This is a genomic window from Pseudomonas sp. (genome assembly GCF_050739775.1).
Taxonomy (GTDB): Bacteria; Pseudomonadota; Gammaproteobacteria; order Pseudomonadales; family Pseudomonadaceae; genus Aquipseudomonas.
Genome location: NZ_JBOICA010000076.1, coordinates 1 through 10,354 on the forward strand (window position 1 = coordinate 1; position 10,354 = coordinate 10,354).

11 protein-coding genes are annotated in these 10,354 nt (G+C 59.4%); 9 read left to right on the plus strand and 2 right to left on the minus strand.

The window, feature by feature from the left end; translation table 11 throughout:
* Nucleotides 1–154: 154 nt before the first annotated feature.
* On the minus strand, nucleotides 155–460 hold the full coding sequence (locus ACRESH_RS23690; protein ID WP_431744258.1) for a DUF2288 domain-containing protein: 306 nt from the start codon (nucleotides 458–460) through the stop codon (nucleotides 155–157).
* Between the two features lie 322 nt (nucleotides 461–782).
* Between ACRESH_RS23690 and ACRESH_RS23695 the strand changes: the two genes are divergently transcribed.
* From ACRESH_RS23695 to ACRESH_RS23720, 6 genes are all read left to right on the plus strand, one after another.
* Nucleotides 783–1,910 (plus strand): branched-chain amino acid ABC transporter substrate-binding protein, encoded by a 1,128-nt coding sequence (locus ACRESH_RS23695; protein ID WP_431744259.1) that lies wholly within the window; start codon nucleotides 783–785, stop codon nucleotides 1,908–1,910.
* A 227-nt stretch (nucleotides 1,911–2,137) separates the two neighbouring features.
* Nucleotides 2,138–3,061 carry a high-affinity branched-chain amino acid ABC transporter permease LivH gene (gene livH / locus ACRESH_RS23700; RefSeq protein ID WP_045185823.1) on the plus strand — a complete coding sequence of 308 codons (924 nt, stop codon included), beginning with the start codon at nucleotides 2,138–2,140 and terminating at the stop codon, nucleotides 3,059–3,061.
* Entirely contained in the window at nucleotides 3,058–4,314 is a 1,257-nt protein-coding gene (locus ACRESH_RS23705) for a high-affinity branched-chain amino acid ABC transporter permease LivM (RefSeq protein WP_431744260.1), read from the plus strand. The genes livH and ACRESH_RS23705 overlap by 4 nt, the downstream gene beginning before the upstream one ends.
* Entirely contained in the window at nucleotides 4,311–5,078 is a 768-nt protein-coding gene (gene livG, locus ACRESH_RS23710) for a high-affinity branched-chain amino acid ABC transporter ATP-binding protein LivG (protein WP_431744261.1), read from the plus strand. The genes ACRESH_RS23705 and livG overlap by 4 nt, the downstream gene beginning before the upstream one ends.
* Complete coding sequence (locus ACRESH_RS23715; protein WP_431744262.1) at nucleotides 5,079–5,780, plus strand: ABC transporter ATP-binding protein; 702 nt, start codon at nucleotides 5,079–5,081, stop codon at nucleotides 5,778–5,780.
* Nucleotides 5,781–5,915: 135 nt separating this feature from the next.
* Nucleotides 5,916–6,140, plus strand: coding sequence for a hypothetical protein (locus tag ACRESH_RS23720; protein ID WP_431744263.1), 225 nt, complete (start codon nucleotides 5,916–5,918; stop codon nucleotides 6,138–6,140).
* 3 nt (nucleotides 6,141–6,143) lie between these two features.
* Here the strand turns inward: ACRESH_RS23720 and ACRESH_RS23725 are convergent, their stop codons facing one another.
* Nucleotides 6,144–7,052, minus strand: a complete 909-nt coding sequence (locus tag ACRESH_RS23725) for a LysR family transcriptional regulator (RefSeq protein WP_431744264.1) — start codon at nucleotides 7,050–7,052, stop codon at nucleotides 6,144–6,146.
* Nucleotides 7,053–7,158: 106 nt separating this feature from the next.
* Between ACRESH_RS23725 and ACRESH_RS23730 the strand changes: the two genes are divergently transcribed.
* The 3 genes from ACRESH_RS23730 (at nucleotide 7,159) to ACRESH_RS23740 (ending at nucleotide 10,223) form a co-directional block, all read left to right on the plus strand.
* Nucleotides 7,159–7,758: a short chain dehydrogenase gene (locus tag ACRESH_RS23730; RefSeq protein WP_431744265.1), complete on the plus strand. Its 600-nt coding sequence runs from the start codon at nucleotides 7,159–7,161 to the stop codon at nucleotides 7,756–7,758.
* A gap of 70 nt (nucleotides 7,759–7,828) precedes the next feature.
* A complete protein-coding gene (locus ACRESH_RS23735) occupies nucleotides 7,829–8,503 on the plus strand; it encodes a COG3650 family protein (protein WP_431744266.1) in 675 nt (224 codons plus the stop codon).
* 106 nt (nucleotides 8,504–8,609) lie between these two features.
* Nucleotides 8,610–10,223, plus strand: a complete 1,614-nt coding sequence (locus tag ACRESH_RS23740) for an NAD(P)/FAD-dependent oxidoreductase (RefSeq protein WP_431744267.1) — start codon at nucleotides 8,610–8,612, stop codon at nucleotides 10,221–10,223.
* Nucleotides 10,224–10,354: the final 131 nt, after the last annotated feature.

Consider the following 10,354-nt stretch of genomic DNA (forward strand, 5'->3'; position numbering starts at 1 on the left):
CCACAGGGTTACACCTGTGGAGCGGGCTTGCCCCGCGATCTGTTACCGTTAACGTAAAGCACACTCAACTGTTACCAACAGCCACCCTCGCTGAACAGTCCTGCGCACCAAAACCTTCTCGCTGTGCATTTTTACGCACCAAATTGGCGCACAATCAACCGTTGGTCTTTTCCTGAATCACAATAAACGGCGAAACCACCACTGCCCAGATCTCTGGATCGCGGCTCTGAAGGTCTAACGCCTGCTCGGTAGACACCGGGCCAACCGTGCCAGCATTGCGCCATGCAGCGAAGGTTTCACTGCGGTTCTCGGCCATTGCCTGTGCAACTTCGATCAGGTCCAGGCTCGTGTCGACCCAAATCAGGTCACCTTTGGCCCAAAAACGCTCCAGGGCTTTCCACTCGATTACTGCCGTCTCGCCGAGCAGTTTGGCATAGAGGGTGCTTGGTTGATCAGTCATGGGTTCCTGCCAGAAATAATTCGACTACTGTAAGAGGTCGGTATTTTTGCAGAAAAACCCGGTTTCAAATAAGTAATTGATCGAAAAGGACTTGAAAGCAAAGGATTGCCACGGGAATCAGGGCAAGACCAAGCCGCTTTCTTGTAAGTTTCTGTCAATTAAGCGACACGCGCCGAATTTGCCCCAGCTGGCCTGCTTTTCAAGCGACAAAGCAGCGCTCTACACTGTACCGGTACAGTTGCCAGGGCAAAATCGGAGCCATCCGGTCCTCAAGCTCTGGCCGCCAGGACTATAAAAATTACAACAGAATGAGTGGAGCACTATGAGTAAGGCTACTAAGCAGATTTCCAAGCTGTTTGCCGCAATGGTTCTGGCCGGGGTTGCCAGCCATTCGTTTGCAGCCGATACCATCAAGATCGGCATCGCCGGCCCGAAAACCGGTCCGGTCACTCAGTACGGCGACATGCAGTTCATCGGTGCAAAACAGGCTATCAAAGACATCAACGCCAAAGGCGGCGTCGATGGCAAGATGCTCGAAGCCAAGGAATATGACGATGCCTGCGACCCTAAACAAGCCGTAGCCGTAGCCAACAAAGTGGTCAACGATGGCGTTAAATACGTAATCGGCCACCTGTGCTCCAGCTCCACCCAGCCTGCGTCCGACATCTACGAAGACGAAGGCGTGATCATGATCACCCCGGCTGCCACCAGCCCGGAAATCACCGCCCGTGGCTACAAGCTGGTCTTCCGCACCATCGGCCTGGACAGCGCCCAGGGCCCTGCCGCCGGCAACTACATTGCCGACCACGTCAAACCGAAAGTGGTTGCCGTACTGCACGACAAGCAGCAATACGGTGAAGGCATCGCCACCGCGGTCAAGCAGACCCTGGAAGGCAAAGGCACCAAGGTTGCCGTCTTCGAAGGCCTGAACGCCGGTGACAAGGACTTCTCCTCGATCATCCAGAAGCTCAAGCAAGCCAACGTCGACTTCGTCTACTACGGCGGCTACCACCCAGAACTGGGCCTGATCCTGCGTCAAGCCAAAGAGAAAGGCCTGAACGCCAAGTTCATGGGCCCGGAAGGGGTCGGCAACGACTCCATCTCGCAGATCGCCCAGAACGCCTCCGAAGGCCTGCTGGTGACCCTGCCGAAGTCCTTCGATGCCGACCCTGCGAACAAGGCAATCGTGGATGCCATCAAGGCTGATGGCAAGGACCCGAGCGGCCCGTTCGTGTTCCCGGCCTACTCCGCTGTCGAGCTGATCGCCGAGGGCATCAAGGCGGCCAAGTCCGAGGACACCGACAAGGTGGCTGCGGCCATCCACGCTGGAACCTTCAAGACCCCGACTGGCGACCTGTCGTACAACGACAAGGGCGACCTGAAAGACTTCAAATTCGTGGTCTACGAATGGCATTTCGGCAAACCTAAAACCGAAGTTTCCCCTCAGTAATCCCGTCTGACTACATGACTACAAGCCCACTGTGCGAGCAGTGGGCTTTGTTTTACGAGGTTCATGGGCCTGACTCCCGCGATCCGGGGGCAGGTTCACCTGAAAATCTTAAAACCGTCACCAGCGGTTCGCTGGCAGTGCCTGCGTCGAAGTGGCTCAAGACCACAAGACCGGGCCGGGTTTCAGCCCACCAGTGAAATGCGTATCGGGTTTTTAGGAGCGCTGTAATGCCTGAGATCTACCACTTCTTCCAACAGCTGGTTAATGGCCTGACCATTGGCAGCACCTATGCCTTGATAGCCATTGGCTACACAATGGTTTACGGCATCATTGGAATGATCAACTTCGCCCATGGCGAGGTCTACATGATTGGTTCCTACGTGGCCTTCATTGCCCTTGCGGGGCTTGCCATGATGGGTATCGATTCACTGCCGATATTGATGACCGTCGCCTTCGTCGCCACGATCTTCGTAACCAGTGCCTATGGCTACAGTATCGAACGGGTCGCCTACCGCCCCTTGCGTAACAGCAACCGGTTGATCCCGCTGATTTCTGCCATCGGCATGTCGATTTTCCTGCAGAACACCGTATTGCTATCCCAGGACTCCAAGGACAAGTCCATCCCCAACCTGATCCCTGGGAGTATCTCCTTCGGCCCGGGCGGCGCAGAGGAAGTGCTGATCTCCTACATGCAGATCCTGGTTTTCATCGTCACCCTAGTGGCAATGACCGGTTTGACCCTGTTCATCTCCCGTTCTCGCCTGGGCCGCGCCTGCCGCGCCTGCGCCGAAGACATCAAGATGGCCAACCTGTTGGGCATCAACACCAACAACATCATTGCCCTGACGTTCGTCATCGGTGCCGCCCTGGCAGCTGTGGCGGCCGTACTGCTGAGCATGCAGTACGGCGTGATCAACCCCAACGCCGGCTTCCTGGTAGGCCTGAAGGCCTTCACCGCGGCAGTGCTGGGCGGCATCGGCAGTATTCCGGGCGCCATGCTCGGCGGGCTGGTGCTGGGGGTGGCTGAGGCTTTTGGCGCCGACATCTTCGGCGACCAGTACAAGGACGTGGTGGCCTTCGGTCTTTTGGTTCTGGTGCTGTTGTTCCGTCCGACCGGCATTCTCGGCCGTCCGGAGGTTGAAAAAGTATGAACAAAAATATCAAACAGGCGTTCTTCAGCGCCTTGCTGGTCTGGGCCGTGGCCTTCCCGGTGCTCGGCCTGAAACTCAGCATCGATGGCATCCACCTGATCGTCCATAACCAAGGGGCGCTGACCCTATGGATCATCGCCCTGTGTTCGGTGCTGATGTTCCTGCGCGTGCTGTTCGACAAACAGTGGAGCGCAGTCATGCGCACCCGCTCGGACCGCAAGCTGATCTCGCCGGCCATGAGCAACTTCCTGACCCTGCCCAAGACCCAGCGCTGGGTGGTCATGGGGCTGATCGTGGTTGCTCTGGTCTGGCCGTTCTTCGGCTCGCGCGGCGCAGTCGATATCGCCACCCTGATCCTGATCTACGTACTGCTCGGGCTTGGCCTGAACATCGTGGTCGGTCTGGCAGGCCTGCTCGACCTGGGTTATGTCGGTTTCTACGCCGTCGGCGCCTACACTTATGCCCTGCTATCGCACTACTACGGCCTGAGCTTCTGGATCTGCCTGCCGATCGCCGGCATGATGGCGGCGACCTTCGGCTTCCTGCTCGGCTTCCCGGTATTGCGCCTGCGCGGTGACTACCTGGCCATCGTGACCCTGGGCTTCGGTGAGATCATCCGCTTGTTCCTGCGTAACCTCACCGGGCTGACCGGCGGTCCGAACGGGATCAGCAACATCGAGAAACCGACCTTCTTCGGCCTGACCTTTGAACGCAAGGCCGCCGAAGGCATGCAGACCTTCCACGAGTTCTTCGGTCTGCAGTACAACTCGATCAACAAGGTGATCTTCCTCTACCTGGTCGCCTTGCTGCTGGCCCTGCTGGCGCTGTTCGTGATCAACCGCCTGCTGCGCATGCCGATCGGCCGTGCCTGGGAAGCGCTGCGTGAGGACGAGATCGCCTGCCGTGCCCTGGGCCTGAACCCGACGGTGATCAAGCTGTCGGCCTTCACCCTGGGTGCCTGCTTCGCCGGTTTCGCCGGTAGCTTCTTCGCCGCACGCCAGGGCCTGGTGACGCCGGAGTCGTTCACCTTCATCGAGTCGGCCATCATCCTCGCCATCGTCGTACTGGGCGGTATGGGCTCTCAGCTGGGCGTGATTCTTGCGGCCATCGTGATGATCCTGCTGCCTGAATTGATGCGCGATTTCAGCGAGTACCGCATGTTGATGTTCGGTGCGTTGATGGTGTTGATGATGATCTGGCGTCCGCAAGGCCTGCTGCCTATGCAACGCCCCCATATGGAGCTGCGTCGATGAGCCGCGAAATTCTGCAAGTCAGCGGCCTGAGCATGCGCTTCGGCGGCTTGTTGGCGGTCAACGGCGTGGCCCTGACCGTCAAGGAAAAACAGGTCGTGGCGTTGATCGGCCCCAACGGTGCCGGCAAGACCACGGTGTTCAACTGCCTGACTGGCTTTTACAAGCCAAGCGCTGGCAGCATCCTCCTCGACGGCCAGCCGATCCAGGGCCTGGCCGGCCATGAGATCGCGCGCAAGGGCGTTGTGCGGACCTTCCAGAACGTGCGCCTGTTCAAGGAAATGACCGCGCTGGAAAACCTGCTGATCGCCCAGCACCGGCACCTGAACACCAACTTCTTTGCCGGCCTGTTGAAAACTCCGAGCTTCCGTCGCAGCGAGCGCGAGGCCTTGGACTTTGCCCAGTTCTGGCTGGACAAGGTCAACCTCACCGAGTTCGCCAACCGCACCGCCGGGACCCTGGCCTACGGCCAGCAACGACGTCTGGAAATCGCCCGTTGCATGATGACCCGTCCACGGATCCTCATGCTCGACGAACCGGCGGCCGGCCTCAACCCGAAGGAAACCGAAGACCTCAAGGCCCTGATCAGCGTGCTGCGTGAAGAGCACAACGTCACCGTACTGCTGATTGAGCACGACATGAAACTGGTCATGAGCATCTCCGACCATATCGTCGTGATCAACCAGGGCACGCCCCTGGCCGACGGCACGCCGGAACAGATCCGCGACAACCCTGAAGTGATCAAAGCCTACCTGGGGGAAGCGTAAATGCTGCAGTTCGAAAACGTTTCCACCTTCTACGGCAAGATCCAGGCACTGCACAGCGTCAATGTCGAGATCCGTCAGGGCGAGATCGTCACCTTGATCGGCGCCAACGGCGCGGGCAAGTCGACCCTGCTGATGACCCTCTGCGGCTCACCCCAGGCTCACAGCGGCAGCATCAAGTACCTGGGTGAAGAGCTGGTCGGCCAGTCCTCCTCGCACATCATGCGCAAGAGCATTGCCGTGGTGCCTGAAGGTCGCCGGGTCTTCGCCCGCCTGACTGTCGAAGAGAACCTGGCCATGGGCGGCTTCTTCACCAACAAGGGCGACTATCAGGAACAGCTGGACAAGGTCCTGCAGCTGTTCCCGCGCCTGAAGGAACGCTTTTCCCAGCGTGGCGGCACCATGTCCGGTGGTGAGCAGCAGATGCTCGCCATTGGCCGGGCGCTGATGAGCAAGCCCAAGCTGCTGTTGCTGGACGAGCCGTCGCTGGGCCTGGCACCGATCATCATTCAGCAGATCTTCGACATCATCGAGCAACTGCGCCGTGATGGCGTGACGGTGTTCCTGGTCGAGCAGAATGCCAACCAGGCCCTGAAAGTCGCCGACCGTGCCTATGTACTGGAAAACGGCCGGGTGGTGATGCAGGGCACCGGGGAAGCGCTGCTGACCGATCCAAAGGTACGCGACGCCTACCTTGGCGGCTGATCCGCGCCAGCAAATGAAAAAAGGCCTTCGGGCCTTTTTTCTTGCCTGTGTAACGCCTTCCGGGCATCGGACTCTAGTGCTGCAGGTGAGCCACAGCCATTGGCACTCGCCTCTTTAACCTATTGGAGTCCCACCATGAACAAAACCATCAGCGCCGCCGCCCTTATCCTCACCCTCGGCTCGAGCCTGGCTTTGCTCCCGGTCGTGCATGCTGCCCAAGACATGAAAATGGACAAGGAAACCAGCATGAAAATGGCCGACGACATGAAGATGGAAAAGAAAATGGAGATGAGTAAAGACAAAAAAATGGAAAAGGACGACAAGATGATGAAAGACGAAAAGCACGACGACAAAATGTAATCACTACAGCGTCTGTAATGCCTGGCTGCTGCGCTTGAACCAGCGCAGCAGATAGTCGGCGAGGACCTGGACCCTTCTGGGCATCCCGCCCTGATAGGGATGAACCAGAAACAACGGTACGCTGCGCGTCTGATAGTCGCGCAGCAACCACTGCAATCGGCCATCAGCCAGTTCTGCATGCACCATGTAGGACGGCAGCCTGGCAATCCCGGCACCGAGCAACGCGGCTTTCTTCAGCAAGCTGTAATGGTTGCTGGCAAAACTGCCGGCGACCTGCACCCGCAACAATTCATGCTGCTGGTGATACAACCATTCTTCCCGGCCACTGTAGTGACTGTTGAGCAAGCAGCGATGCCCACTCAACTCAGTCGGTGTGCGCGGTTCGGCATGGCGCTGCAGATAGGCAGGGCTGGCACAGGTCAGTTCCTGCATGGCCAATAGCGGGCGCGCAACCAATCGCGCATCGTCCTGGACCTCGGTGCGAATCGCCAGGTCGAAACCATCACCCAACAGATCTCGGTAGCCATTGTTCAGTTCCAACTCCACCTGCAAGTCCGGGTAGGTGCTGGCGAACTCCAGCAACAAACCTTCGAAAAAGGTCTCCCCCAACGACACAGGTACAGTGACTCGCACCGGACCGGCCAGTTCGTCCTTGAGCCTGGCCAGGGTCTGACGCGCACCCTCCATTTGCCGCACCAATGCCTGGGCCTGGGGCAACAACATGGCACCTGCCGCCGTCAAACTCAGGCGCCGCGTGGTTCTGTGCAGTAGCTTCAGCGAATGACTGGCCTCCAATGCGCTGATGCGCTTGGACAACTGCCCCTTGCTCCAACCCAGTTGCTGAGCGGCCTGGGTAAAGCTGCCGGCATCCATCAACACGGCGAAGGCCGCCAGATCATCCAGGTCGCTCATTGATTGTTTCCAGATGAAAACCAAAGGTTGCCTATTAGCAGGCTTATCCGCCGAAAAATCCACCCTAAACTGAGCCTTGCCCCTATAACCCGCGAGGAACGCTTCAATGAAAATCCTGTTGATCGGCGCCAACGGCACCATTGGCTCTGCTGTGGCCAAAGAGCTGGAACAACGTCATGAGATCGTGCGCATCGGTCGCAGCAGCGGTGACTACCAGGTGGATATCAGCGACAGCACTTCGATTCGTCGGCTGTTCGGGCAAACCGGTCGATTCGATGCCCTGGTCTGCGCGGCCGGCAACGTAACCTTTGCACCTTTGGGCGAGATGACCGAAGAACACTTTGCCCTGGGCCTGAACGACAAGCTCATGGGCCAGGTCAACCTGCTGCTGATCGGTCGCGAGTTCATCAACGATGGCGGCTCCTTCACCTTCACCACGGGCATCACCAGTCATGACCCGATCCGCACCGGCGCTTCGGCCAGCCTGGTCAACGGTGCCATCGATGCCTTCGTCAAGGCGGCGGCTATCGAGTTACCCCGTGGCTTGCGGGTCAATTCGATCAGCCCCAACGTACTGCTCGAAGCCATGCCGGCCTATGCCCCGTACTTCCGAGGCTTCAAACCGGTGCCAGCGGCCGAGGTAGCACTGGCCTATGCCAAGAGCGTCGAGGGCCTGCAGAGCGGACAGACCTATCATGTCGGCTGAGGCCTTGTGATCGGCGTCCAGCCTGCGTAACGTGGCGGCACCTTTCGGTAGAGACCCTGGAGTTTGCTCGATGCGTGCCGCCCCTTCGTTGTTGCTTGTCGCCCTGTTGCCGCTGTTCGCCGGTTGCCAGATGCTGGCGGAAAAACCGCAGGCTGCCTCTACCGCAGGCATGACCCGGATGCAGGGCGAACTAAGTGCCCAGGGCGGCCAACTGCTGTTCAAACCTTGCACCGAGAATCGCCACTTTGCCGTCTTCGATAGTGGCAATACCGGCCTGCTGCAGGAAGCCTCCGCCCTGGCCAACGAACCGGGCACCTTGTTCGCCGATGTCAGTGGCAACCTTTCTGCCAGTCAGAAAGCCGGTAACGACGGGCAATTGAACGTACAGCGGTTGTACCGGGTCGAGCACTCCAACAGTGCCTGCAGCGACCTGAACTTCAAGCGCCTGACCGTGCGTGCACACGGCAACGAACCGGACTGGGACCTCAAAGCCAGTGGTAAGGGCATGGTCCTGACGCGCCCGGGAGTACCGGAACTGGCCGTCCCTTTCCTGGAAGAACAATTGCCTGATGGACGCTTCAGCCTCAGCACCGAGGCCAATGGCCAGCGCGTGGACCTCTGGGTCGCTCCGCAACGCTGTGTCGACAGCATGAGCGGCGCCGTCAGCCACCTGAGCGCCGAGCTACGGGTGAACGGCCAGACAATGCGCGGTTGTGCCTATTACGGCGGCTCACGCAACGACTGATCATCGGCGCCTGCGTTTATCCTGCCTGCAAAGGCGGCGAACAGCTTATACTTGGCGGTTTGTGTAAAGCCGCCGGCCGTTCATGGCCGGGATACTGGACCCTGCCATGTTACGAATCACCGAACTGAAGCTGCCGCTGGATCATCCTGATGAAGCCCTGCGCGAGGCCATCGTGCAACGCCTGGGGATCAGCGACGACCAACTGCTGGACTTCACCCTGTTCAAGCGCAGCTATGACGCCCGCAAGAAGAACAGCGAAATGCTGTTCATCTACACCATCGACCTAAGTGTCAGCAACGAAGCCGAGCTGCTGCGCAAGTTCGCCGACGATCACAACGTCAATCTCGCGCCGGATGTCAGCTACAAGGTGGTCGGCCAGGCCCCTGCCGACCTGCAAGAGCGCCCCATCGTGGTCGGCTTCGGTCCGTGCGGGATTTTCGCCGGCCTGCTGCTCGCGCAAATGGGCTTCAAGCCGATCATTCTCGAGCGCGGCAAGGAAGTTCGCCAACGCACCAAGGACACCTGGGGCCTGTGGCGCAAAAGCGTGCTCAACCCCGAGTCGAACGTACAGTTCGGTGAAGGCGGTGCAGGCACGTTCTCCGACGGCAAGCTCTACAGCCAGATCAAGGATCCGCAGCACCACGGTCGCAAGGTCCTGCACGAGTTCGTCAAGGCGGGCGCGCCAGACGAGATCCTCTACGTCAACAAGCCACACATCGGTACCTTCCGCCTCACCGGCATGGTCGAGAACATGCGCCACGAGATCCAGGCGCTGGGCGGCGAAGTGCGCTTCGAACAGAAAGTTACCGACTTACTGATGGAGGATGGCCAACTCCACGGCGTGGTGCTGGACAGTGGCGAGCAACTGCACTCCCGGCATGTGGTCCTGGCCCTGGGTCACAGCGCCCGTGACACCTTTCGCATGCTGCATGCCCGCGGTGTGTTCATGGAAGCCAAACCGTTCTCCATCGGTTTCCGTATCGAACACCCGCAATCGCTGATCGACCAGGCGCGCCTGGGCAAATACGCCGGCCACCCGAAACTGGGTGCGGCGGATTACAAACTGGTGCACCACGCCAAGAACGGTCGTTCGGTCTACAGCTTCTGCATGTGCCCCGGTGGCACCGTGGTCGCGGCCACCAGCGAGCCGGGGCGAGTGGTCACCAATGGCATGAGCCAGTACTCGCGCAACGAGCGCAATGCCAACTCAGGCATCGTCGTCGGCATCACCCCGGAGCAGGATTATCCGGGTGGTCCGCTGGCCGGTATCGAGCTGCAGGAACAACTCGAAGCCCATGCCTATGTACTCGGTGGAAGCAACTACCAAGCACCGGCACAGCTGGTGGGCGACTTTGTCGCTGGCAGGCCATCCACCGCCCTAGGCAGTGTCGAGCCCTCGTACAAGCCCGGCGTCAGTCTAGGCGACCTGGCTCCGAGCCTGCCTGACTTTGCCATCGAAGCCATTCGTGAAGCCTTGCCAGCCTTCGATCGCCAGATCAAGGGCTACAACCTGCATGATGCAGTGTTGACCGGGATCGAAACCCGCACGTCGTCGCCGCTGCGCATCACCCGTGATGCCAGCCTGCAGAGCCTGAACCTCAAGGGTCTGTTCCCGGCAGGTGAAGGTGCAGGTTATGCCGGTGGCATTCTGTCGGCAGGTGTCGACGGGATCCGCATTGCCGAGGCCGTGGCTCGCAGCATGTTGGGCTTGCAAGGCTGATAAAGCAAATCGCGGGGCAAGCCCGCTCCCACCTTGTAGAATAGGCGTTTTTACCTAGGCTTATTCCCCTCATGCTCACCGCCATCCTCAACGTCCTGGTCATCGGTTACGTCTGGCCCGAACCGCGCTCC

Excerpts from the sequence above, each read along its gene's own strand:
- ACRESH_RS23720 (WP_431744263.1), top strand. The coding sequence starts at position 5,916 with ATGAACAAAACCATCAGCGCCGCCGCCCTTATCCTCACCCTCGGCTCG.
- ACRESH_RS23725 (WP_431744264.1), bottom strand. The coding sequence starts at position 7,052 with ATGAGCGACCTGGATGATCTGGCGGCCTTCGCCGTGTTGATGGATGCC.
- ACRESH_RS23735 (WP_431744266.1), top strand. The coding sequence starts at position 7,829 with ATGCGTGCCGCCCCTTCGTTGTTGCTTGTCGCCCTGTTGCCGCTGTTC.
- ACRESH_RS23690 (WP_431744258.1), bottom strand. The coding sequence starts at position 460 with ATGACTGATCAACCAAGCACCCTCTATGCCAAACTGCTCGGCGAGACG.
- livH (WP_045185823.1), top strand. The coding sequence starts at position 2,138 with ATGCCTGAGATCTACCACTTCTTCCAACAGCTGGTTAATGGCCTGACC.
- ACRESH_RS23730 (WP_431744265.1), top strand. The coding sequence starts at position 7,159 with ATGAAAATCCTGTTGATCGGCGCCAACGGCACCATTGGCTCTGCTGTG.
- livG (WP_431744261.1), top strand. The coding sequence starts at position 4,311 with ATGAGCCGCGAAATTCTGCAAGTCAGCGGCCTGAGCATGCGCTTCGGC.
- ACRESH_RS23740 (WP_431744267.1), top strand. The coding sequence starts at position 8,610 with ATGTTACGAATCACCGAACTGAAGCTGCCGCTGGATCATCCTGATGAA.
- ACRESH_RS23715 (WP_431744262.1), top strand. The coding sequence starts at position 5,079 with ATGCTGCAGTTCGAAAACGTTTCCACCTTCTACGGCAAGATCCAGGCA.
- ACRESH_RS23695 (WP_431744259.1), top strand. The coding sequence starts at position 783 with ATGAGTAAGGCTACTAAGCAGATTTCCAAGCTGTTTGCCGCAATGGTT.
- ACRESH_RS23705 (WP_431744260.1), top strand. The coding sequence starts at position 3,058 with ATGAACAAAAATATCAAACAGGCGTTCTTCAGCGCCTTGCTGGTCTGG.